We start from the raw sequence: 21,826 nt of genomic DNA, 5'->3' as shown, positions 1-21,826 counted from the left end.
GATTTCTGCGGGGTGGTGCCATGTCGGATGCGACGGAAGAGTTCTTCGACGAACTCGGCCGCCATGGACGGGAACGGCTGTTGCGGAAGACCACGGCAACAATCCGGTTCGACATCGAGCACGACCACGGGATCGACCACTGGTTTGTGGCCATCACCAAGGGTGATGTGCGGGTGTCGCGGGAGGAGCGCGACGCGGACACCGTCATCCGCACCACCGATGCCTTTTTCGACCGTATGGCTCGAGGCGAGGCAAAACCGCTGCCTGCGTGGGTTCGGAACGATATTGCGATTGAAGGACAGTTCCAGTTCGTCATCCTGCTGGAGCGTCTCTTTCCCGGGCCGCCCGGGGCGCGCCATCCGCGGACCGTCGCCCGCGATCGTGAAGGGGAGAGATGAAATCGGACCTGATCAGGATCCTGGACGGCAACACTTTCGTGCTGAGCGCCGGTGGCGGCGACATCGAAGCCGAACCGTCGGTGCCGGTCGGGTTCTTCTCGTTCGACACCCGGTTCCTGTCGCGGTGGCGGCTCACCGTCAACGGTGAACGGGTGAGCGCGCTGGCTAGGGACAACCGGTCCTACTTCGAGGTGCGGTTCTTCCTGGTGCCCGGCGCGCCGACGCATTACGTGGACGCCAAGGTGTCGGTGATCCGCGAGCGATCGTTGGCCGCCAGCTTTGAGGAGCGGTTGACGGTGCTCAACCATGCCGCGGAACCAGCCGATCTCACCGTCCGGGTGGAGGTGGACAGCGACTTCTCCCCACTGGGTGTGCTCGGGCAACCGCGGGAGTCGGTGGGTCGGATCTACAAGCGTGTCGAGGACGGGCGTCTGCGTCTGGGCTATGAGCGGGAGAAGTTTCGGCGCGAGACGCTGATCTCCACGACCGAGCCGGCCCGGATCGACGAGCACGGGCTGACGTATCACATCCGGCTCGGATCGCAGGAGAAGTGGACCACGACCCTGCACGTGCGGGCGCTGGTGCTGCGCCCGGACGGGCAGGATGTTCGTGATCATCTGTCTCACCGTCGCCAGGGAACCAGGCAAAAACTCCAGCACGACCTCGACGGGTTGCTCGGCGAGGCGCCGCGCCTGACGTGTGACTGGGACGCGTTGAGCACGGCGTACCGGCGCAGCCTCGTGGATCTTATTGCGTTGCGGTACCCGACGCTGGCGCTTCCGGGTCAGGCGATGCCCGCCGCCGGCCTGCCGTGGGCGGCGACCCTCGTCGGCCGAGACAGCATTCTCACCAGCCTGCAGGCGCTGCCCGTCGTACCGGGTCTCGCCGCTACGACGCTGCGCGTTCTGGGGATCAATCAGGGCACCGTGCTGGACGACTTCCGCGATGAGGAGCCGGGAAAGATCCTGCGCGAGGTGCGCCTTGGCGAGATGGCGGCGTTCGAGGAGCAGCCGACGTTGCCGTACTACGGCGGCGCCGACATCACGCCGCTGTTCGTGATTCTGCTCGACGAGTACGAGCGCTGGACCGGGGACGTCGCGCTGGTGCGGGAGTACGAGGACGAGGCGCGGGCGGCCCTGCACTGGATCGACGAGTACGGCGACATGATGGACAACGGCTACCTCTGGTACCAGCGCCGCAACGAGCACACCGGGCTGGAGAACCAGTGCTGGAAGGAAGCTTGGAACGCCATCTCCTACCGCGACGGCCGGCTGCCCGGGCTGCCCCGCGCCACCTGCGAGCTGCAGGGCTACGCCTACGATGCCAAGATCCGCGGTGCCCGGCTGGCCCGCGAGTTCTGGCACGACCCGGCGTACGCCGACCGACTGGAACGGCAGGCGGCCGAGCTCAAGCAGCGCTTCAACCGGGACTTCTGGGTCTGCGACGGTGAGTACTACGCCCTCGCCCTCGACGGCGACGGCCGTCAGGTCGACGCGCTGTCCTCGAACATCGGCCACCTGCTGTGGAGCGGCATCGTCGACGAGTCCCGGGCCGCGAAGATCGCCGAACACCTGCTCGGCCCCCGGCTCTTCTCCGGCTGGGGCGTGCGCACCCTGGCCGACGGGGAGGGGCGGTACAACCCATTGGGCTACCAGGTCGGCACCGTCTGGCCGTTCGACAACTCGTTCATTGCCTGGGGGCTGCGCCGCTACGGCTTCACCCGCGAGGCGGGACGCATCGCCGAGGGCATCATCGACGCCGCCCACTACTTCGGCGGGCAGTTGCCGGAGGCCTTCGGGGGTTACGACCGCGAGTTGACGAGGCACCCCGTCCGGTACCCCGCCGCGAACAGCCCGCAGGCTCTGGCCACCGGAGCGCCGCTGCTGTTGGTGCGTACGCTGCTCGGCCTCGAGCCGTACGGTGCCAACCTGACAACGGCGCCGGCGCTGCCCGACCGGTTTGGCCGGATCGAACTGCGCGACATCCCGGGACGGTGGGGCCGCGTCGACGCCATCGGGAAGGTGGCACCAGAGTCGCACGCAGGTCGGCAGCCGAGCCCGGGGGCGTCGCCGCGCTGACCGTTGCCGCTGACAGGGCGCGACGACCTCCCCGGCGGGGCTGTGGTGTCCGATTGAGGTTCCCCGGTTTGTCGGAGGGAGGATCATCTGGCGCCGGTTGGCTCAGGGCTGAACGATAGCTGTCTCGATCTGGTCGGCCTGGTGGACGTGCCAGAAGGCTTCGTACGGGACAGGGCGGCAGGAAAGTCGACGTTTACCTTCGGCATAGGTGGGAAGCTTGCGGTGTTCATCGAGGTCTGCTGCAGGAAGTACCCGTCTCTGGAGGTCTGATGCCGAAGACCTTCCTGACGCCGCGACAGGTCGCGTTCGCCGCGATGATCGGCACTGCGGTCGAAGTTTATGATTTCCTGCTCTATGCATTTATTGCGGCAACGGTTTTTGGTCCGCTCTTCTTTCCCGGTTTCCACCCTTGGCTGGGCACCCTGGCTGCCTTCTCCAGTCATGCTGTTGCCTTCTTCATGCGGCCGCTGGGTGCTGCACTGTTCGCCCGCATCGGTGACCGTGTCGGCAGGCGTCCTGCCCTTCTCGGGTCCCTTGCCATGATGGGTGTGGCGACTGTCGGCATCGGGCTGCTTCCGGTGTACTCGGCCATCGGTATAACCGCGCCCATTCTCTTGGTCGCACTCCGACTGATGCAAGGGGTGGCCGTCGGTGGCGAATATCCGGGAGCGGTGGTGGTTGCCGTCGAGCATGCGCCGCCGCATCGGCGGACTTTATATGGGGCGTTCCCACAAATTGGCTTCCCGTTAGGGATCCTGATCGTCGCGGTGACGCTGGTGGTGGTCAACGTCGCGGTGGGTCCGGCGGTATTCGAGGTGTGGGGATGGCGACTTCCATTCTTGTTCAGTTCGTTGCTGGTGATCGTCGGTCTGCTGTTCCGTGCCCGCCTGGCGGAGACGCCAGAGTTCGTCGCCGCGACGAAGGGCCCAAACGTCAGGCGAGCCGCCGGTGCCGGCCAGGTCCGAAGGCTCCTTCGGGAAGCGCCCCGGCCCGCTGCGATTGGGGTCTTGATGGGGATTGGCCCGGCCGCCTTCGCCTATGCGTACCTGACAAGCCTGCTTGCCTACGTCAAAGTCTACGTATCGAATCTGCCCGTCTCCTGGGTGCAACTCGGACTGGTGCCGACTGCGGCCGTCATAATCATCGTTGCCATCGTGAGCGCCCATTACGGGGACCGGTGGGGCAGGGAACGGGCCATCGTCATTTCCGGCGTTTGGCTGATCCTCTGGGCGGCGCCATCGTATTGGCTGGTCGGCGCGGCATCCTTGCCGGCACTGCTGGCGGCGATGATGGTCGGAGCCGTCTCGTACGGGATCTTCAGCGGGGTAGCGCCGGCACTGACGGCAGACCTGTTTCCGGTCAAGTTGCGTTATATCGGTGTAGCGGCCAGCATCACCATCGCCGTGCTCGTCGGCGGTGCACTTTTGCCAATTCCCGCGCTTTCCCTCACCGGCGCGACCAACGGATCCATCGCCCCGATGGTGATCATGATGATGATAGCCGGCGCTGCCACGGCCGTCGGCGGCCTGCTGGCCTATCGGAACCGTGCAATTCGATCAACAACGCCCCGGGTGGGTCGGCGGTAGTTTGACGCTATGAACCTCGTGACTCAATGATCGTAATCGCTAAGAGCTTCGCACGTGTCGGCTCACCTGTTGTGGGTAACTCCGGGATGTGACGCCGTTGAGGGGATCTGCTTCCGGGTGAAGGGTGGGGTGGCACTAAGGGGGTGAGAACCCATTTGGGATCCGACCGGCGAGTTCTTCGAGACGGTCCGCAAGCGAGGGCATGAGCCCCTGCTGGAGGGAGCGGAGGGCACGATCGTGTTTAGCCTCAGCCAGGATCACCGGACGAACCACTGGTTCGTGGAGATCAGGAACGGGGAGGTCCGGGTGTCGCGGGAGGAACGCGGGGCTGACTGCGTCGTTCGCACCGATCAGGCGCTGTTCGACGACATGGTGACGGGCCGTGAACGTATGCGGCGGGCATGGCTGCGGAACGAGGTCGTGGTTGAGGGTGATCTGATGTTGCTGGCCCGCTTTGAACGCATTTTCCCCGGCCCGCCTGAGGCCCGCCACCCGCAGGCCGTCTGCGGTCGGGAACACCGGCCATGAGCGCGGATCTCGTCAGAATTCTGGACGGCGGCACATTCGTGGTGAGCGACTCCAACGGCGACATCGTCGCGTCGCCCACGTTTCCGACCGGTCTCTTCTCATTCGACACACGATTCCTGTCGACCTGGCAGTTGAGCGTCAACGGCGAACGGCTGCAGGCACTGACCGTTGATGACCTGGAGTACTACGAGACGCGTTACTTCCTGGTCCCCGTCGCCCCGTCGCCCCACATCGAACCCGAGCTGTCCGTGATCCGCCAACGTTCGATCATCGGCAGCATGCACGAGCAACTGACCGTCCTCAACCATAATTGGGAGCCGGTCGACGTGTGCATCCGCGTGGACGCCAACAGCGACTTCGCCGACCTGTTCGAGATCAAGGACGTACGGCAGAAGAAGGGGAGCTACTACACCCGGATCGAGAACGGCTGTCTGCGTCTCGGCTATCAGCGGGGGGCCTTCCGCCGCGAGAGCGTCATCACCAGTGACCCGCCCGCCCATGTTGACGAACGGGGCCTGACCTTCACCGTCCGGCTCGAACCCCACGGTCAGTGGGCCGCCGAAATACGCGTCGAGACGGTGGGACCGGACGGGCGGGACATTCGCGTGACCCTCCAGGGCCGGCCCGGTCGGACGAGGCCACAGATGCGCCAGGACCTCGAGGCCTGGCTGCGTCACGCACCGCGGCTCGAGTGCGACAACAAGTCGCTGGCAACGGCATACGAGCGCGGGCTGGTCGACCTTGCCGCGCTACGGTTCATGCCGCTGATCGCCGGCGGGGACAGTGTTCCGGCGGCCGGGCTGCCATGGTTCATGAGCATCTTCGGTCGCGACAGCATCTTCGTGTCTCTGCAGGCGCTGCCGTTCGTGCCGGGCCTCGCGGCCACGACGCTGCAGGTGCTAGGAGCTTTGCAGGGCAGCAGGCTGGACGACTTCGGCGAGGAGGAGCCCGGCAAGATCTTGCACGAGGTGCGGTACGGGGAGACGGTCGCGTTCGCAGAGCAGCCCCACTCGCCGTACTACGGCTCGGCTGACGCCACTCCCCTGTTCGTGGTGCTGCTCGACGAGTACGAGCGCTGGACCGGCGACGTCGCCCTGGTGCGGCGCCTCGAGCCAGTCGCGCGGGCCGCACTGAACTGGATCGACGAGTACGGCGACATCATGGGCAACGGCTACCTGTGGTACCAGCGTCGGAATGAGCAGACCGGGCTGGACAACCAGTGCTGGAAGGACTCCTGGGACTCCATCTCCTACCACGACGGGACGTTGCCGGGGCTGCCCCGGGCAACCTGTGAACTGCAGGGCTACGCCTACGACGCGAAGATGCGCGGCGCGCGGCTGGCCCGGGAGTTCTGGAACGACCCAGCGTACGCCGACGCGCTCGAAGCACAGGCGGCGGATCTCAAGCGCCGGTTCAACCGCGACTACTGGGTCACGGACCGTGAATTCTATGCGTTGGCCCTCGACATCGACGGCCGCCCGGTGGACGCGCTCTCCTCGAACATCGGTCACCTGCTGTGGAGCGGCATCGTCGAGGAGTCCCGCGCCGGCGCGATCGCCGCCCACCTGACCGGACCGGAACTCTTCTCCGGCTGGGGCGTACGGACCCTGGCGCAGGGCGAGGGGCGGTACAACCCGGTCGGCTATCACGTCGGCACGGTCTGGCCATTCGACAACTCGATCATTGCGTGGGGGCTCCGGCGCTACGGCTTCGCCGAACAGGCCGGGCGGATCGCGGAAGCGATCATCGATGCAGCGCAGTACTTCCAGGGGCGCCTACCGGAGGCATTCGCCGGCTACGAACGAGAGTTGACCGAATACCCCGTCCAGTACCCCACCGCGTGTAGTCCGCAGGCGTGGTCAACGGGCACCCCCATGCTGTTGCTCCGGACGATGCTCGGCATGGAGCCGTACGCCGGCCGCCTGGCGACCGATCCGGCGATTCCCGATCGGATCGGCCAGATCACCCTGCATGGCGTCCACGGGCGGTGGGGCCGCGCCGACGTCTCGACGGGCGGACAACCATAGTGAGCGGACTGGCAGCCGCTCGTATTCGTCTGTGCGAGTGCTCGCTGCTGGAGCGAGCATGACCAGGTACGCGAAGACGTGGTTTGCGGCCGACCGGCTCCTGGGCAGTGTCACCAGGTCTTGGTCGCCGGTGTCACCCTCGCCGGCGTTCCTCGTAATGATCTATCTCTGGGTTATGGGTATGCAGTGACGGCGGGCCTCTCCTTGAGGGGTGGCCCGCCGTTGTGCTGGTGGCTGCCGTGGTGTCAGCTTCCGTGCCGCCTGCGCGTCCAGCGCCGGATGCGTCGCCAGAGTAGTGGGGTGAGCAGGGTGAGGCGGATCAGCGCGGTGAGGAAGGCCAGCACGATGGTCGCCTGTGGTAGCCAGTCCAGGCTGGTAGTGAGCCAGGTTGGGGGCATGGTCGGCTCCTTTGTCATTGCTGCGGTGGTGTCCGCGGGGAGGGGATGACTTCCAGCAAGCCGCACGTGCCGGTGTCCGGCCATCACCGCGGAGCGATCAGGACACGTTTCTGTCGGCGTCGTCCGTGGTCGGACAGGTGGCTGACGGTTGCCGGCCGCGTGCCGGTGGATATCGACCACGTGGCGTACGCTGCCGGACACCCTGAGACAGTTTCGGACAGCGGAGAGGTTGGGCACCGCGCGATGTCGTCACCCTCGGAGGAACTCGACCCCGCCCAGGTGGGAACCAGCCTGGAGGAGTTCTGTGTGCTGCTGCGCCGGCTGCATGTCCGTGCCGGTAGGACTTCCTACCGGGAGTTGGAGAAGTGGGCCAGGGAGCAGTACCTCGCTGGCCGGCGGGAGATCACGCTGACCAGGCAGGGCATCTCTGAGGCCCTCACCGGCAAGAGGCTGCCGAGCAAGGCGTTCGTCGAGAGTTTCGTGCAGGCGTGCGGTGTGCCGGCGGAGCACCGGCACGCCTGGATCAGCGCGTGGGCGCGCGTGGCCGAACAGCATCACGTGCTCAACCCGCCGGCGCCGAATCAGCGCGCCAGGGCGTTGGCGGACGAGCGGGCCGCCCGGGAACGGGCCGAACGGGAGCTGGCAGAGGAGCGGGCTGTCCGGGAGCGGGCGGAAGAGGAACTCGTTCGGGAGCACGCCGGCCGGGTCGAGGCGGAGCAGCGGCTGTCCGACCTGCAGACGGCGCTGACGCGGAGCGAGCGGGAGCGGGATCAGGAACGTGCCGCCAAGGAGCACGCCCAGCAGACCGCCGCCCTCGTGCGTGGCGACAAGGACCGCGCCGAGCACCTGACAGCCGAGTTGCGCGCGGAGCGGCAACGTCTGGAGCAGGCCCTGGCCGGGGAACGCACCGCTCGCGAGCGGGCTGAGCGGTCTCTGGCTGCCCCCCGCCACCGCCCGGCCTCCTCCACTCCGGCCGCCCACGACGAGGTCGACGACCGCTTCGACGTCGACGAGGACGAGGAGACGGCGATCGTGGGCGTACCGCCGTCCTCGGCTCCGACGGCCCGTCTGGCCTTGTCCGCCAGTGATCCCGGGGAGTCACCCCGGCCGTCGACGCGGCAGCCTGCCGCCCGGACGTCACCGGTCGTCCAGGGCGGGTACCCGCTGCCGCCGGTGAGCCTGCTCGCCGTCGGTACCCTGCCACCTCCGTGGCTCGCTCGTCCCCTACCGCTTCCATGGACCGCCGCCACCGCCGCCGGCCGCAAGGCCCTCCAGGGCGTGCTCGACGCGTTTAGGGTGGCCGCGACGGTGTCCGAGGCCCACCGCGGGCCGACTGTCACCCGCTACGAGATCACCCTCGGCCCCGGTGTGGAGGTCGCCGAGGTCGAAGGGCTGGCGAGTGAGTTCGCCTACGCCGTCGGAGCCGAGGTGCGGCTGCTGGCCCCGATCCCTGGCAGGAGCGCCGTCGGGGTGGAGGTGCCCAATCCTGACGGGGAGAGGGTGACCGTGACCCTCGGCGACGTGATCCCCTCCCATGCCGCCCGCGACGGACACCGGCTGCTGGTGGGCCTCGGTAGGGACATCGACGGCAGCGGGGTCATCGCGAACCTCGCCGCCATGCCCCACATTCTCATCGGAGGGGCCACCGGATCCGGCAAGTCCGGATGCCTCAACACCCTGTTGGTGTCGATTCTGACCCGGGCCGCCCCCGACGAGGTACGGCTGCTGCTCATCGACTGCAAGCGGGTCGAGCTGACCGTCTACGAGGGCATCCCCCACCTGGTCACTCCCATCGTGACCAACCCGCGTAAGGCCGCCGAGGCCCTGAGCTGGGTCGTGCGGGAGATGGACCAGCGCTACGACGACCTCGCCGCCCACGGCGTCCGCCACGTTGACGACTTCAACCGCAAGGTCCGCGCCGGCGAGATCACCGCCCCGTCCGGCAGCGACCGGGTGATGGAGCCGTACCCGTATCTGGTGGTCGTCGTCGACGAGCTGGCCGACCTGATGATGGTCGCCCCCCGCGACGTCGAGGACTCCGTCGTGCGGATCACCCAGCTCGCCCGCGCCGCCGGCATCCACCTCGTCCTGGCCACCCAACGCCCCTCCGTCGACGTGGTCACCGGACTCATCAAAGCCAACATGCCGTCCCGCCTCGCCTTCGCCACCAGCTCCCTGACCGACTCCCGGGTCATCCTCGAACAACCCGGCGCCGAGAAACTCCTCGGCCGTGGCGACGGCCTGTTCCTGCCTATGGGCGCGTCCACCCCCACCCGCATCCAGGGCGCCTGGGTCACCGACGCCGAGGTCACCGCCGTCGTCAACCACTGGCGTAACCAAGCCAACATCACGCCGGCCAACCCGATGTAGCCACTGCACTACCCGCCGGCCGTCGACACCACCGCCATCGACGACCTCAGCGACGACGATCGCACCACGCGAGTCGTCGAACGATCGAGCACGACCGGACCCGCCCACGTCGCGATTGCCGAACGCCGGGCGTGCGCCCGGAATGCGGCTTTCCGGAGACACCATCTCCGGTTTGCGGGTACGCGCGACGACGGTGGGACTCGGTCCAGGTGGCTTGGACTGCTTACCGGATCCCCGCCGGTTGGGATCGTCCGACAGGCTTTCCGCCAGGCGTCACCATCCACTACACATAGCGTGTGGATCACCTCTACTGGAATCTCGGCACGTGCGCAGGTGGAGGAGTGTTCGAGGTGGAACTGCGCGGCTCGACCGCCAGGGTCTGCCTCATGGACGGCGAGTCCTACCAGGCATATCTCGACGGTGACGAGTACGAGTTCTTCGGCGGCTTCTACGATCTCAGCCCCGTGGTCCTGGAGGTGCCGTACGACGACCACTGGTACATCGTCGTCGACAGCTACCCCCAGCGCATCAGAGTCACGGTGGGACAGATCTTCGACTGACAGCCCGCCGTGGTCGCGCCGGGAATGGCGTGGCGCGGCGGTTTGGGCGCGGATGCCTCTGCAGGGGATCAGGGCCCTGGCGCGCGGTGACCCGGTCCGGTGGCAAGCCGTGAACTGGCGGCGCAGCTCGCCGGACAGCAGCCCCGACTCGACAAACTGGACAACTGAACTCCCCAACGACATGCCAGAAGCCGTCCAGCCCACACCGGGCTCGGGCGGCTTCCTCGTGTCGGAAGGAGAGCCTCCTGCGGCGTCAGGTACTCCGGCCGCAGGATCCGGGTACCCAAGAAACCCGACATCCGCCGCATGCTCGCCTAGCCGCCCGCCTGCAGACCCGGGTGAGTGGGCAGGCGGCCACGTCGATGGCGATGTCATCGAGCAACAGGCCGACGATGCAGTTGTAGGTGTTGAACCGGTTGCCTTGAGCTGGGGGAACGTCAGCTGACCGGTTGGCGGATATCCGTTGAGCCGCTCGGGGGCCGGCAGTAGCGTTGCCGCCGTGACCTCACCGGCCCGACTGATTCGCGAGCCCGCCCTTTCCGACGTCGCCGAGTATGCGTACGCGGCCACGGTCGAGCCGTCGGCCCGGCTTGTCTTCACCGCCGGTTCCTGTCCGCTGGACGCGGAGGGGCGGACCGTCGCGCCGGGTGATCCGGTTGGCCAGGCTCGGCAGGTGATGGTCAACCTGGAGGCCGCGCTTGCGGCGGCGGGTGCCCGGCTTACCGACGTCGTCAAGACCACTGTCTACGTGGCGTCGTCTTGCCGGTCCGACCTGGTGGCTGTCTGGGAGGTTGTCCGGGACGCGTTCGGTGACCACGACCCGCCGAGCACGCTGCTCGGGGTGGCCGTGCTCGGGTACGACGACCAGCTCGTCGAGGTCGAGGCCGTCGCCGCCGTCCGCGCCGAGCGCTGACCTGCGGACCGCCCGGCGAGGACGCGTGTCCGGTGGGAGGTGTTGCCCCACCATGTCCTGTCGGATCGGGCGTTCGCCGGCAAGCGCGCGCCGAGAACTTCCTCGACCCGCTGGAACGACATCCGGATCTCGCCTCGATCGTGCCGCTTCAGGAAGTCGGTCAGAGGGTCGTACTTCGCCATGGCGAAGCTCTCCCGGCTCGTCGACGTGGTTCGCGCTTGTTACGTAGGGGTTCATGACGGCGTCGGCCTGACTGTAGCCGCCGGCAGCCGAGAGCGCGCGGCTCACATCGGCTGCTTGTGACCATAGGCATGTTGGTAAAGGGTTCGGCAGCAGTCGAGCCCCGGTTGACAGTCCGGGCCCATCCCGGTGCAAGCAAGTTGGTCATGTCGTGACGGGGTGCCTATGGCGGGGGAGCGGGTGCGGGTGACGGTTGGAAAGGTCCTGACGGCGGCCCCCGTTTACCCCCCGAAAACCCTGGCCGAACGCTGACCAGCAGTGACAAGAAGGCATGCCCTCCGAGCGTGTCTGTGCAGGTTAACGCCTACTTCTGGCGATTGGTGACAAGCTTCGGCTGGCTACGGTTGGTAACAAGGGATCGTCGGTTCAAATCCGGCCGTCCCGACGCAGGTCAGAGGGCTGATCCGGATATCGGGTCGGCCCTTTTCGGCGTTCTGGGGACCACGCCGGTCAAGTGCGCCGCCCGGTAGCGCTCCTTGACCGACGTCAAGGGCGCTACGCGTCGGTACGCCGATGGTCTACGGCCACCCTTGACCCCGAGCTGGCGCCGCAGTCCTTGGCACCTATCCGGGGGATCGGGGCAGATTGGCGGCCACCTTCCGTCGGGGGAGATGCGCCGGCACTGGCAGACTTCCCCGTATGAGTTACGACCTGGCGGTGTGGGAGGGGGACACCCCCACCGACGACGAAGCGGCCGGTGCGGCGTACGACGCCCTGTATCAGCGGTACTTCGAGAGCGAGGAACAGCCGCCCACGCCCCGCATCCGCGCCTACGCCGATGCCGTGACTGCCCGATGGCCCGATCTATATGGCCACGACCCCCAGCTCTACCCGCTGTCGAACGGCCTCAGCGATGAGGCATCCGGCCCGATGGTCTACTTCACGATCCCGTTCAGCCGGTCCGATGAGGTTTCCTCTGCCGCTGCACGGATGGCCGCAGACCACGGGCTTGTTTGCTACGACCCGCAGTGGGGACACCTTCGCCCTGCTTCCGGTCACGACGACTGAACCTGGACCATCACGGGCCATCCGTGGGCCAGTAACCGTGACATGCAGCGGTCACGAGCGGGCAGAGACGCAGCCGGGGCGACCGCCGACCGCAGGCGTTTCGGGCATCACGACCGTGAGCGCGCTCTTCTAAACTGACGGTTCTCTATGGTCGCTACATGAGCGAGGCGGCTTTCATTTTCCCCACCGCGCCACGAGCGGATGCCATCCGCGTCCTGAACGAGCTGGCGGAGTCTCAGCTGGATCAATGGGTGGCAGCCGGGCCGATCTACGTGTGGTTGGTTGACGAGGGCAGCGGCCTATACCTCGACTGGGAGCCCGACGACGTTGCGAGCCTCGAACGGGCCGTCGGGTGCCGGCCCGCTTGGGGAGTGCAGATCCAGTACCGGCTGTCACGGAGACAGAGCATGGTAGCCCTCGCGCTTTCGCTCCTGCGTCTCGGCGGCATCGCGGTGGATGACTTCTGTAATCACGCTTGGACAGCGGAGGAGATCGAAGCTGACACGTTGATCTCGGATGGCAGGTTCGGCGAGCCGCCGGTGCGATGATGAGCCGAGCAGTCCTCGTAGATGTCTCCGGGCTTGATGTCTCCGGGCTGGTCCGTGGTCACGGTCGCCATTGTGCCGGTCGTGCCGGTGTCGTGGTCCGCTTAGGCGGTCTGGGGCGCGCGGTGGTGGACTGGCCGCGTTCGTCGGGTGCAACGCACTTTGGCCGACGAGCGGGCCACACTCAGCCGCCTGGGCCTGATAGGCCGCGCGTTGGCTTACAGATGTCGCTCCGACGCTTCGTCTTCCGTACTTGGGTTCTCATGAGGTGATGCCGGATCTCGCGTCGCGGCGGCAAGCCACGTTCGTAGTCGTTCTTTCACGCCGGCTTTCGTGAGGCCAGTAACACCAAGCGTCGCCTCGCTGGTCGCTGGTGTGCCGGGCGAACAGTCCCCCGCCGGCCGGTTGGGGCGCGGCGCAGCGAGCGTCCAGGAGCGCGGGGATCTGCTGCTGTGCTGCCTCGATCGCGTCGTAGACCACCGCGGCGTTGGTCCGGCCGCGCTTGCCGGCCCGGGTCTGGTCGGGCACGTGCGGCAGGACGTACACGGTGATCTGCCGGGTGCTGCTGTCCGCGTCCGTGCTGGTTGTTGCCACCGCTGGTGAACAGCGAGGTTAACGTGCTGACGGTCGCTGGCGGCGGGATCTCACTGGCCGGTCGTAGCGCTGGTGGTGCGGCTGCTCAGGGCCAGGCAGACCAAGATGGAGCGCCCCAAGGCTGGTGTCCTCCGTCGGCTGATGTGCGACAGTCGTCTGCCAGATGATCTGCAACACCTCAGCGCGTTGATCGCGGCAGATTCGGATGTAGAAGCCCTGTTCTTCTTGGCAGTCTGGGTACCTGCCCGGTCTGCCAGAATGCGCGACATGGAAGCTCAGGATCTGGAGCGTGTCGTCCGAATGATGGGCGAGGTCCTCGAACCGCTTTCGGCCCACGACTGGTCGGTCGCCGCTGGCACCCTCACTTGGACGTGTCGGGAGACGCTCGTCCACATCGGCCATGATCTGCTCGCGTACGCGGCTCAGGTGGCGGGCCGGGTACAGGATGCGTACCTGCCGTTGGATCTGGTGATCCGCGACGATGCGCCGGTGTCAGACGTGTTGGCGGCCGTCGAGGCGTGCGGCGGGCTGCTCGTCGCGGCGCTGCGGGTCGCAGGGCCGGATACGCGGGCGTGGCACTTCGGGTCCTGCGACGTCAGCGGGTTCGCAGCGCTCGGTGTTGCCGAGGTCGTGCTCCACACGTACGACATCACCCAGGGCCTGAAGGTGAACTGGTGGCCACCCGCGAAGTTCAGTACACGCATTCTGGCTCGGCTGGCTCCGGACGCAATGATCCAGCAGCGGCAGGAGACGGGAAAGCGGGTGCACTCTACGCAGGTTCTGCTCCGGCACACTGGACGCCTCGGCGATGTGGGCCCATGGCGATGGCGCATCATGCCGGAGGAGCAACAGGTAGCTACGGAAGACGCCGGGGGCGACGGTGCTCGTCGCATCCACTCGGCAGCCGATCCAAACGTCCAAGACCGCCCCGCCGTAATCCACAAGCCGACGGAGGACAGATCCGTAGCCACACGATCCATCAATGCGGACGATGACGACCTCCTGGATCGCCACTGGGTGGACTGGCTACACCAGTACGCCTCGCGGAAGAACGTCGTCGCGGCGGCCGGCGATGGTCCCTACACCTGTCCATGCTGCGGCCACGCCACGTTGTCGGAGCGAGGGCGCTACGAAATCTGCGATGAGTGCTGGTGGGAGGATGATGGCCAGGACAACCACGACAGCGCAGTCGTCAGGGGCGGGCCGAACGGCAGTCTGAGCCTCGACGAGGCCCGGGTCCAGTACATCCGAAAGGGCCGGGGCCGGCGGCCACAGCCGCATTTCCCGCCGAGCGAGCCTACGTAACGCCAGGCTCCAGCCGCTCTATGCGGTCAACTTCTATCGGCATGACGCTCAGCAAGGTGAGCATGCTGATCGCGTTCTACCATGCGTCCGCCGAAACCCCGTACGCCGACCACGACGGAGCAGCCATGCCATTGACGCTGCGTCATGCCTTGCGTGAACCTGGTGTCCCGCCGCTGCGGCAGCTACCAGCCCAGGTCGCCGCCCTTCTCGTCGAGTTGAACGCGCCACCTCGGTTGGCCGCGCATCTGCGCGCCGTGCACGACGTCGCCGCCCAGCTCACGGCCTGGCTTGCCGTTCACTACCCGGCCCTGGTCATCGATCGCGAGGCTGTTCTCTTCGGCGCGGCCACCCACGACATCGGCAAGACCGTTCACGTCGAGGAACTGTCCGGACCAGGCTCCCGGCACGAGCCCGCCGGGCAGCAACTCCTGCTCGACGCCGGCATCGAGCCTTCCCCTGGCCCGCTTCGCCGCGACACATGCCAGTTGGCGGACGACCGCCGTCGAGATCGAAGACCTGATCGTCAGCCTCGCCGACAAGATCTGGAAAGCCAAGCGCGTCCCCGACCTCGAACAATTCGTCGTCGACCGGCTCGCCGCCGCTTCCGGGGAGGAGCCCTGGCAGGCTTTTCTCAGCCTCGACGACCACCTCGACAAGATCGCGGCGGACGCGGACCATCGGCTCGCCTTTCAGAACGGCTATCCCACCGCGACCGGCTGAGACGTGCCGAGCCGGGTCCGGCGGCTCTGCGCCGATCGCTTCGCGGCAGAAGAGAGTGTCTGTATCGATCAGTAGAGCCACCGGTCGAGCACTGCGGGCCAGAAGTGGGTTGCATGGTCGCCGTCTCCGAACGCGGGCGGGTCAAGAGCCCTGACCCGCTCCAACAGGTCGGCGAGCTCCGCGAGTGCTTCCTGTTCGGCCTGTTCGTCTTCGTCCCATCGGCCGATGACGGGCGAGCTGCTCAGCGAGCTACCAACCATGTGCAGCGAACACAGCCAGTGGACGATCGTTGAGTTGACGAACCGAGTGCGGCCGTCCGACGACCATGCCTGCACCTCACCCGTCCCCGGTGCGGCACCGTATACCCAGTCCAGGTCGTCAGAGTTCGCCAACCGGTACATTGTCGGCGCTGCGTGGATTGACACCGCAGTCACGAGGTCATTGATCAGCGGTACGCCACAGGAGACCAGCGCTGCCCTTTGCGGCTCGGGAAGCCGCCACGTCGCGACGTCCAGCTCGGTGGCACGCACCACCCGCCCAGTACCAGCCCAGGCCGTGACCGCTTCGAACTCGGGAGGCAACGGAAGATCATCAACAGGCACGCCAATGAGGGTAGTCCGGGCGAGGTTCCATCCACCCAGTTTCGTGTAGTGGTCGGGCATCCGATCATCAGCAGGTTCGGACACCAGCGATCGGCGCTGATGTCACCTTCGGTGATGAGCGCTTTACGGTTCGAGCAAGTGTTGGCTTCGCGGGACGTGACAGGATCCTGGGCGTGAGCGATTCCCTTCTGGACGCACTCGTCGAGGAGCAACTCGGGTCGGTGGTCTTCGTCATGGACTACCTCCAACTGGACTTTGACGCCGCGCGATTCACAGCGTACGTCTGGCCGATGGTGACCATCGGCGACGCCACCATCCTGTTCGGCGACCCGGGGTACCGGGACGCACTATGCGCGTTCATCACGCACGAAGTGACTTCAGTGGAGGAGTCGCCCGAGGCCGGGATCGTGATCCGCTTCGATCTCGGCGAGATCGTCACCAACCCGGCGGCGACTGACCTGGATGGCCCCGAGATCGCCCAGTTGCAAGTTCACGAAGGGCCCCGTCGAGACGCCGCATGGGCGGTCTGGCGACCAGGGGAAGACGTCTTCGCTGGTCGCGACTGGCCCTGACTGCAACATCCTCAACTCGGCATGAGCGTGCAGCTTCGATTGACAGCGTCAACGAACACCGTCGTCACACGCCGCTACTGAAGCGACGGCCAGACGACGCCCCGCAGCCGGGGCAGAGGTCACCGGCGCTGGTTTCACAGGTCGCGTAGCGGTGCCCAGGAGGAGTCCAAGCCCTCGGACCAGTAGGCGAGGAAGACGCGGCGATTGGCTGCTTCGGGTCAGACGTCCTCTCAGACCAGCGGCGGCCGCATGTGTTCCTAGGCGTTGACCCAGTGGCAACGGTGCTTGCCGGCGTAGTGGCATCGGTCCTGCTTCGCGGAAAGCCGGTCGGTGCGGATCAGCGTGCCGTCGAGGCTCGCGTACGCCAGTTGCCCGAGGCGCCGCATCGCCTGCGGCAGGGGTGGGCACCAGGGCCCCTACTCCGGCAATACGGGGTGATCTGACGTTCCTCGATGATCCTCATGGTGTTACGACGAAGGACATCTATAGTGCCGAGACCGACCGGACAGCCTGGATCTTGGGGCACACCGGCAGGTCCGTGGTTGCCCATACCAGAAGGAACGAGTCCATGTCCTACGTGACCCCATCAGAGTTCGTCGCGAAGATGATCGACGCGGGCGAGACCAAAGTGTTCATGTCCACCCGAGACACGTTGATTCGTGCGTACATGGCCGGTGCCATTCTCGCGCTCGCTGCGGCGTTCGCGGTCACGGTCACCGTGGAGACGGGTCAACCCCTCGTCGGAGCCCTGCTCTTCCCCATCGGGTTCTGCTTGCTGTACCTGCTCGGGTTCGACCTCCTGACCGGTGTGTTCACCCTTGTTCCCCTCGCGCTGATCGACAGGCGGCCGGGCGTCAGACTGCGTTCGGTCCTGCGCAACTGGGGCTTGGTCTTCGTCGGCAACTTCGCCGGCGCGCTCACCGTCGCGCTCATGATGGCTGTGATCCTGACCTTCGCCTTCAGTGTGGACCCGAACGAGGTCGGCCAGCGGCTCGGCGCGATCGGCACGTCTCGGACGGTCGGGTACGCCGACCACGGTGCCGCCGGGATGCTGACCCTCTTCATCCGTGGCGTTCTGTGCAATTGGATGGTCTCCACCGGCGTCGTCGCCGCGATGATCTCGACGTCGGTGTCGGGAAAGGTGATCGGCATGTGGATGCCGATCCTGATCTTCTTCTACATGGGGTTCGAGCACTCGGTGGTGAACATGTTCCTGTTCCCGGCCGGTCTGATGCTCGGCGGCGATTTCTCGATCGCCGACTACCTGCTGTGGAACGAGATCCCCACCGTGGTCGGCAACCTCGTCGGCGGCCTGGTCTTCGTGGGGCTCGCCCTCTACGCGACGCACGCCCGCACCGGTGCAACCCGGAACCGCCCGCATCCCGAGAAGTCGACCTCCCGGAGGGTGAACGCGTGACGGCCCGCTCGCCTCTCCGGATACCACCGATGCGAAGCGTGCGGGTTCGGTGTCGTAGGAGTGGATTGGGATAGTGAGGATGCAGGTGCCTAGGGCGGCACTGATCCGCTTTCGGGGGTAGCGGCCCTGCCGACCGCTTCTCGCTCTCGACCGTGACCGTGAGGCTGTCGAGCTCGCCGTTGAGGTGCTCCCGGATCGTGTCGTGGGCCTGCTCCATCAGCGGTAACAGGCCCACGCCGTCCGGCCCGTACCCAGCATGTCGACCACGACGACACCGAGGTCGACGGTCCTCCCTCTACAGATCTTGAAGGGCCAGGTTCGTCCGAAGTGGATGTCGTCCTGGTGTGACTGCTGTGGTTGCGGGTAGATCGACGTTATGAGGTATCCCGATGGAGGTGGATTGTCCGCGCGGGGGCGGGCGAAGCGGGAGGCGGTACGGCGGCAGGCGGCCGAGTGGTTCGCCCGGGGCGTGCCGGTTACGGAGATCGCGGCGCGGTTGCGGGTGTCGCAGACCGCGGTGTACGGCTGGCGGAAGCGGTGGCGGGCCGGTGGTGAGGACGCCCTCGCGTCGAAAGGGCCTGGCGGGTCCCGGTGTCGCCTCGACGAGTCCCGGTTGCGGCGTCTGGCCGACGCCCTGGACGAAGGGCCGGCGGCGCACGGCTTCGGGGAGGACCAACGCTGGACCCTGGTGCGGGTGTCGGATCTGATCGCTCGAATGTTCCGTACCCGGTACACGCTGCGCGGCACCTCGTATCTGTTGCACCGCATCGGCTGGTCGGTGCAGGTGCCGTCGCACCGGCCGGTGGAACGCGACGAGGGCGCGGTGATGACGTGGCGGCGGGAGGTCTGGCCGGCGGGAAAACGGTAGCGGCGCAGCGGCAGGCGTGGCTGGTCTTCGAAGACGAGGCCGGTCAGACGCTGCGCCCACCGAAGGCCCGTACCTGGGGCCGACGCGGCCACACCCCGCAGGTCCCGGTATCGGGTAGGGGCTCCGGGCGGATCTCCATCGCCGGGCTGACCTGCTACAAACCCGGCCGGCGTCCCCGGCTGATCTATCGCACCCTCACCCACCGGGGACGCAAGGGTGAGCGACGCAGCTTCGCCGAGACCGACTACATCGCCCTGCTGGATGCCGCTCACCAGCAACTCGGCGGCCCGATCGTCCTCGTGTGGGACAACCTCAACACCCACGTCAGCGTCGCCATGCGGGCGTTGATCGCCGCCCGGGACTGGCTGACCGTGATCCGCCTACCGGCCTACGCCCCGGACCTCAACCCCACCGAGGCCGTGTGGTCCCACCTCAAACGCAGCATCAGCAACCTCGCCGTCCGAGGGGTCGACCACCTCCTCGCGATCATCAAGAACCGGCTCAAGCGCATCCAGTACCGGACCGACCTACTCGACGGCTTCCTGGCCCACACCGGCCTGACCCTCGAGACCGGCTCAACCTGACCTTTCAAGATCTGTAGCGCCCGCGACAGCACCCGCCCGCTGGCACTGCTCGGCATCACCTGACGACTTTGCCGGGGCCCTGGCAGAGGCTGTGGAGAGGCGGGGCGGAGGATCCATCAGCTTCTGGCGATCTCTCCCAGGTGCGTGTGATAGTGGGGCGCCACCCGTCCGACCCGAGCCGATGACCGGCTCGCTGTCGGGCGCTCTCATGAAACCCCAGAGGAGGAAGCGTGCGGCTCCGCGTACCGATTCCGTCCGGTCTCCGTCCTGATCGACCCCCGCGAGCGTCGTGGCGGACGATGGCCCGGGCGCTGCTGCTCGCGGCGATCGTCCTCGCGACCTTGCCGATCACCGGGAACCGGCCGGCCTACGCCACCGTGCCACTCCTCACGACGGCGCAGCGGCAGGCCTACCTGAACTACTACGCCCCGGTGATCTTCAAGCGGGCCAACGAGGACAACGGTCAGGACGGCCGCGACTGGCTGACGAACTACAACTTCGACCAGGACCACAACTTCGCGACGAACCGCTACCGCTGGCTGGAGAGCGAGCACTATGTCGCGGCATCGGCGGCGAAGGCGACCAGCAGCCCGTACGCCGCGTGGCGGATCCGCCCGACCCTCTACACCTCGCTGATCGAGTACACGAGCGGCACCACCAAGTCGCTCGTGCTGCTCTACCACGTGTACAACGCGGCGGACAAGGAAGGCGACGCGATCCACGATTGGGAGCGGATCGAGATCGTCGTGCGCAACGTCACCGGCACTCCGGGGGCGACGGGTGAGTACGTGAACAACTCGACCATCACCCACCACCACGAGCACATCATCCGCAAGCGCGGCGACTCCGGCTTCAACTTCATGAACACCGCGACGGGCAGACACCTGATGGTCTGGCAGGCCGACGAGGCCGGCAGCGTCCTGGCCACGCACGCGCACGAGCTGCGGTACGTCAACGACACCTACAGCTCGCTCGCCAGCCAGCCTGTCACCAACGACGCCGAGGTGGAGATCAGCGGCAAGGACGAGAACAAGAACGTGCATTACATCTTCGTCCCGCAGGCGTCATCGGCCGCGGTGACCGCCTGGGGCGCGAAACCGCTGACCTTCTCCAACGCCTCGACGCTGATCGCCGGGCACGACAACGAGCACACCGTCGACTGGTACCAGGCCAAGCGGCTCACCTACGAGCTGCAGGACATCGCGGACATCATTCCGACCCACTGGGCGGGCAACCCGGCCTGGTCCACCCACTGGCTGTCGTCGGCGGTGGACGACGTCGAGCTGGAGTCACCGGTGGTCAACGAGACCGGCGCGGTGGAGGTGAACGCCGGCCGTCAGCGCTTCTACAGCAAGTCCCGCGACAACGGGGCTTCGGACCTGACCGACGACCGTGAAGGGATCATCCACAAGGACTGGCTCTACGGCGTGTACTCCGCCGAGGCGGACGAGGACATCGAGGGCTCGTCCGACCACTTCCCGGGGTACGAGGGGACCGGCACCGACAGTTACGGTTGGACCCGGCAGATGGCCAGCGGACGCTACGACTCGCCCAACTCGTACTGGTGGCAGCACGACTTCTTCGTCCATGACGGGACGGTCGACACCGCCGGGTCGACCGAGAACGGCGAGTGGCTGCGCGGCGCCTGGTACACCTCCGCGAATGGCGGGTTCGACGGGCGCTGGGTGCAGTTGTTCGACGACCGTCCAGGGCTCGAGCCCACCATTTCCTGACGCCGCGTGCGCGGCCTGCGGCCGGGTGACCGGCCGCAGGCCGCGGAACGTCAGGCGCGTCAGAGACGCAGCGCGGTTCTCGACGATGTTCGCGTACCCGAGGTGTCCGTTCCGGTTCGGGTGGTACGACTCGCCGACCGGGTAGGACCTGCCGTTGATCCACTCGACCTCGTCGCAGACGGCGTGCCCGGTGCGTACGCGGCCACGGTCGAGCCGTCGGCCCGGCTTGTCTTCACCGCCGGTTCCTGTCCGCTGGACGCGGAGGGGCGGACCGTCGCGCCGGGTGATCCGGTTGGCCAGGCTCGGCAGGTGATGGTCAACCTGGAGGCCGCGCTTGCGGCGGCGGGTGCCCGGCTTACCGACGTCGTCAAGACCACTGTCTACGTGGCGTCGTCTTGCCGGTCCGACCTGGTGGCTGTCTGGGAGGTTGTCCGGGACGCGTTCGGTGACCACGACCCGCCGAGCACGCTGCTCGGGGTGGCCGTGCTCGGGTACGACGACCAGCTCGTCGAGGTCGAGGCCGTCGCCGCCGTCCGCGCCGGGCGCTGACCTGCGGACCGCCCGGCGAGGACGCGTGTCCGGTGGGAGGTGTTGCCCCACCATGTCCTGTCGGATCGGGCGGCCCAGCCAGCTGGCCCGACACCGGACAGGCCGTGGTCGCGACCGCGCTGAAGCCGGGCCGTGTCCCGGCGGGGGTTACTTCCGGGAGTCAAGTACTGGTGGTGACAGTCGCCAAGGATGGCGGTCCGGAAGCGACGGGTCTTCCTGCGGCGCTACTGT

General features: G+C 67.0%; 21 protein-coding genes and 1 pseudogene. 17 read left to right on the top strand and 5 right to left on the bottom strand.

Translation table 11 applies throughout. The annotated features are described in order from the left end of the window. The first annotated feature begins 20 nt into the window (after positions 1 to 20). The 5 genes from GA0074692_RS13455 to GA0074692_RS13435 all read left to right on the top strand — a co-directional run bounded on the left by GA0074692_RS13455 (position 21) and on the right by GA0074692_RS13435 (position 6,617). Entirely contained in the window at positions 21 to 398 is a 378-nt protein-coding gene (locus GA0074692_RS13455; protein WP_091644364.1) for an SCP2 sterol-binding domain-containing protein, read from the top strand. Beyond that, a complete protein-coding gene (locus GA0074692_RS13450) occupies positions 395 to 2,476 on the top strand; it encodes an amylo-alpha-1,6-glucosidase (RefSeq protein ID WP_091644359.1) in 2,082 nt (693 codons plus the stop codon). Before GA0074692_RS13455 ends, GA0074692_RS13450 begins: the two co-directional genes overlap by 4 nt. Positions 2,477 to 2,745: 269 nt before the next feature. After that, the gene (locus GA0074692_RS13445) at positions 2,746 to 4,062 is read left to right on the top strand and encodes an MFS transporter (RefSeq protein ID WP_091644355.1); all 1,317 of its coding nucleotides are present in this window, start codon (positions 2,746 to 2,748) and stop codon (positions 4,060 to 4,062) included. A gap of 153 nt (positions 4,063 to 4,215) precedes the next feature. Next, positions 4,216 to 4,590 carry an SCP2 sterol-binding domain-containing protein gene (locus GA0074692_RS13440; protein ID WP_091644351.1) on the top strand — a complete coding sequence of 125 codons (375 nt, stop codon included), beginning with the start codon at positions 4,216 to 4,218 and terminating at the stop codon, positions 4,588 to 4,590. Further along, positions 4,587 to 6,617, top strand: a complete 2,031-nt coding sequence (locus GA0074692_RS13435; RefSeq protein WP_091644347.1) for an amylo-alpha-1,6-glucosidase — start codon at positions 4,587 to 4,589, stop codon at positions 6,615 to 6,617. Before GA0074692_RS13440 ends, GA0074692_RS13435 begins: the two co-directional genes overlap by 4 nt. Before the next feature lie 245 nt (positions 6,618 to 6,862). Here the strand turns inward: GA0074692_RS13435 and GA0074692_RS34725 are convergent, their stop codons facing one another. Next, the gene (locus GA0074692_RS34725) at positions 6,863 to 7,015 is read right to left on the bottom strand and encodes a hypothetical protein (protein WP_176738444.1); all 153 of its coding nucleotides are present in this window, start codon (positions 7,013 to 7,015) and stop codon (positions 6,863 to 6,865) included. A gap of 243 nt (positions 7,016 to 7,258) precedes the next feature. Here GA0074692_RS34725 and GA0074692_RS36930 point away from each other — a divergent pair, with 243 nt between their 5' ends. The 3 genes from GA0074692_RS36930 to GA0074692_RS13420 all read left to right on the top strand — a co-directional run bounded on the left by GA0074692_RS36930 (position 7,259) and on the right by GA0074692_RS13420 (position 10,858). Further along, positions 7,259 to 9,385, top strand: a complete 2,127-nt coding sequence (locus tag GA0074692_RS36930; protein WP_218106656.1) for a DNA translocase FtsK — start codon at positions 7,259 to 7,261, stop codon at positions 9,383 to 9,385. A 341-nt stretch (positions 9,386 to 9,726) separates the two neighbouring features. Beyond that, a complete protein-coding gene (locus tag GA0074692_RS13425) occupies positions 9,727 to 9,945 on the top strand; it encodes a DUF1883 domain-containing protein (protein WP_245730295.1) in 219 nt (72 codons plus the stop codon). Positions 9,946 to 10,462: 517 nt separating this feature from the next. Continuing rightward, on the top strand, positions 10,463 to 10,858 hold the full coding sequence (locus GA0074692_RS13420) for a RidA family protein (RefSeq protein ID WP_091653396.1): 396 nt from the start codon (positions 10,463 to 10,465) through the stop codon (positions 10,856 to 10,858). An 11-nt stretch (positions 10,859 to 10,869) separates the two neighbouring features. On the opposite strand, the pseudogene GA0074692_RS36925 reads toward GA0074692_RS13420, so the two are convergent. After that, positions 10,870 to 10,980 (bottom strand): annotated as a pseudogene (locus GA0074692_RS36925) (hypothetical protein); the annotation flags it as partial. A gap of 757 nt (positions 10,981 to 11,737) precedes the next feature. Here GA0074692_RS36925 and GA0074692_RS36010 point away from each other — a divergent pair. The 3 genes from GA0074692_RS36010 to GA0074692_RS33960 all read left to right on the top strand — a co-directional run bounded on the left by GA0074692_RS36010 (position 11,738) and on the right by GA0074692_RS33960 (position 14,550). Further along, positions 11,738 to 12,106: a hypothetical protein gene (locus GA0074692_RS36010; RefSeq protein WP_091644338.1), complete on the top strand. Its 369-nt coding sequence runs from the start codon at positions 11,738 to 11,740 to the stop codon at positions 12,104 to 12,106. Between the two features lie 158 nt (positions 12,107 to 12,264). After that, positions 12,265 to 12,654: a hypothetical protein gene (locus tag GA0074692_RS13410; protein WP_176738442.1), complete on the top strand. Its 390-nt coding sequence runs from the start codon at positions 12,265 to 12,267 to the stop codon at positions 12,652 to 12,654. A 696-nt stretch (positions 12,655 to 13,350) separates the two neighbouring features. Continuing rightward, positions 13,351 to 14,550, top strand: a complete 1,200-nt coding sequence (locus tag GA0074692_RS33960; RefSeq protein ID WP_141725277.1) for a CPCC family cysteine-rich protein — start codon at positions 13,351 to 13,353, stop codon at positions 14,548 to 14,550. 182 nt (positions 14,551 to 14,732) lie between these two features. Here the strand turns inward: GA0074692_RS33960 and GA0074692_RS34720 are convergent, their stop codons facing one another. Further along, positions 14,733 to 15,104 carry a hypothetical protein gene (locus GA0074692_RS34720; RefSeq protein ID WP_176738441.1) on the bottom strand — a complete coding sequence of 124 codons (372 nt, stop codon included), beginning with the start codon at positions 15,102 to 15,104 and terminating at the stop codon, positions 14,733 to 14,735. Positions 15,105 to 15,338: 234 nt separating this feature from the next. Beyond that, positions 15,339 to 15,872, bottom strand: a complete 534-nt coding sequence (locus tag GA0074692_RS13390; RefSeq protein ID WP_176738440.1) for an SUKH-4 family immunity protein — start codon at positions 15,870 to 15,872, stop codon at positions 15,339 to 15,341. A 173-nt stretch (positions 15,873 to 16,045) separates the two neighbouring features. Here GA0074692_RS13390 and GA0074692_RS13385 point away from each other — a divergent pair, with 173 nt between their 5' ends. Next, positions 16,046 to 16,444 carry a hypothetical protein gene (locus GA0074692_RS13385; protein ID WP_091644326.1) on the top strand — a complete coding sequence of 133 codons (399 nt, stop codon included), beginning with the start codon at positions 16,046 to 16,048 and terminating at the stop codon, positions 16,442 to 16,444. Between the two features lie 257 nt (positions 16,445 to 16,701). Here GA0074692_RS13385 and GA0074692_RS36500 read toward each other — a convergent pair whose 3' ends face one another. Next, a complete protein-coding gene (locus GA0074692_RS36500) occupies positions 16,702 to 16,830 on the bottom strand; it encodes a hypothetical protein (RefSeq protein WP_281198938.1) in 129 nt (42 codons plus the stop codon). Between the two features lie 131 nt (positions 16,831 to 16,961). On the opposite strand from GA0074692_RS36500, the gene GA0074692_RS13380 reads away from it, so the two are divergent. From GA0074692_RS13380 to GA0074692_RS13360, 5 genes are all read left to right on the top strand, one after another. Further along, positions 16,962 to 17,861 carry a formate/nitrite transporter family protein gene (locus GA0074692_RS13380; protein WP_218106655.1) on the top strand — a complete coding sequence of 300 codons (900 nt, stop codon included), beginning with the start codon at positions 16,962 to 16,964 and terminating at the stop codon, positions 17,859 to 17,861. 400 nt (positions 17,862 to 18,261) lie between these two features. After that, positions 18,262 to 18,729, top strand: a complete 468-nt coding sequence (locus GA0074692_RS13375; protein ID WP_245730294.1) for a winged helix-turn-helix domain-containing protein — start codon at positions 18,262 to 18,264, stop codon at positions 18,727 to 18,729. Further along, positions 18,693 to 19,313, top strand: a complete 621-nt coding sequence (locus GA0074692_RS13370; RefSeq protein ID WP_245730293.1) for a transposase — start codon at positions 18,693 to 18,695, stop codon at positions 19,311 to 19,313. Before GA0074692_RS13375 ends, GA0074692_RS13370 begins: the two co-directional genes overlap by 37 nt. A gap of 299 nt (positions 19,314 to 19,612) precedes the next feature. Then, on the top strand, positions 19,613 to 21,046 hold the full coding sequence (locus GA0074692_RS13365; RefSeq protein ID WP_091644313.1) for a hypothetical protein: 1,434 nt from the start codon (positions 19,613 to 19,615) through the stop codon (positions 21,044 to 21,046). A gap of 183 nt (positions 21,047 to 21,229) precedes the next feature. Then, entirely contained in the window at positions 21,230 to 21,595 is a 366-nt protein-coding gene (locus GA0074692_RS13360; protein ID WP_091653389.1) for a RidA family protein, read from the top strand. Positions 21,596 to 21,826: the final 231 nt, after the last annotated feature.

Source organism: Micromonospora pallida (assembly GCF_900090325.1).
Classification (GTDB): Bacteria; Actinomycetota; Actinomycetes; order Mycobacteriales; family Micromonosporaceae; genus Micromonospora; species Micromonospora pallida.
The sequence above is the reverse complement of the archived record's forward strand: the minus strand, read 5'-3'. Positions and strand labels throughout refer to the sequence as shown.

Excerpts from the sequence above, each read along its gene's own strand:
- GA0074692_RS13455 (WP_091644364.1), top strand. The coding sequence starts at position 21 with ATGTCGGATGCGACGGAAGAGTTCTTCGACGAACTCGGCCGCCATGGA.
- GA0074692_RS13450 (WP_091644359.1), top strand. The coding sequence starts at position 395 with ATGAAATCGGACCTGATCAGGATCCTGGACGGCAACACTTTCGTGCTG.
- GA0074692_RS13445 (WP_091644355.1), top strand. The coding sequence starts at position 2,746 with ATGCCGAAGACCTTCCTGACGCCGCGACAGGTCGCGTTCGCCGCGATG.
- GA0074692_RS13435 (WP_091644347.1), top strand. The coding sequence starts at position 4,587 with ATGAGCGCGGATCTCGTCAGAATTCTGGACGGCGGCACATTCGTGGTG.
- GA0074692_RS34725 (WP_176738444.1), bottom strand. The coding sequence starts at position 7,015 with ATGCCCCCAACCTGGCTCACTACCAGCCTGGACTGGCTACCACAGGCG.
- GA0074692_RS36930 (WP_218106656.1), top strand. The coding sequence starts at position 7,259 with ATGTCGTCACCCTCGGAGGAACTCGACCCCGCCCAGGTGGGAACCAGC.
- GA0074692_RS36010 (WP_091644338.1), top strand. The coding sequence starts at position 11,738 with ATGAGTTACGACCTGGCGGTGTGGGAGGGGGACACCCCCACCGACGAC.
- GA0074692_RS13410 (WP_176738442.1), top strand. The coding sequence starts at position 12,265 with ATGAGCGAGGCGGCTTTCATTTTCCCCACCGCGCCACGAGCGGATGCC.
- GA0074692_RS33960 (WP_141725277.1), top strand. The coding sequence starts at position 13,351 with ATGGAGCGCCCCAAGGCTGGTGTCCTCCGTCGGCTGATGTGCGACAGT.
- GA0074692_RS36500 (WP_281198938.1), bottom strand. The coding sequence starts at position 16,830 with ATGCGGCGCCTCGGGCAACTGGCGTACGCGAGCCTCGACGGCACGCTG.
- GA0074692_RS13365 (WP_091644313.1), top strand. The coding sequence starts at position 19,613 with ATGGCCCGGGCGCTGCTGCTCGCGGCGATCGTCCTCGCGACCTTGCCG.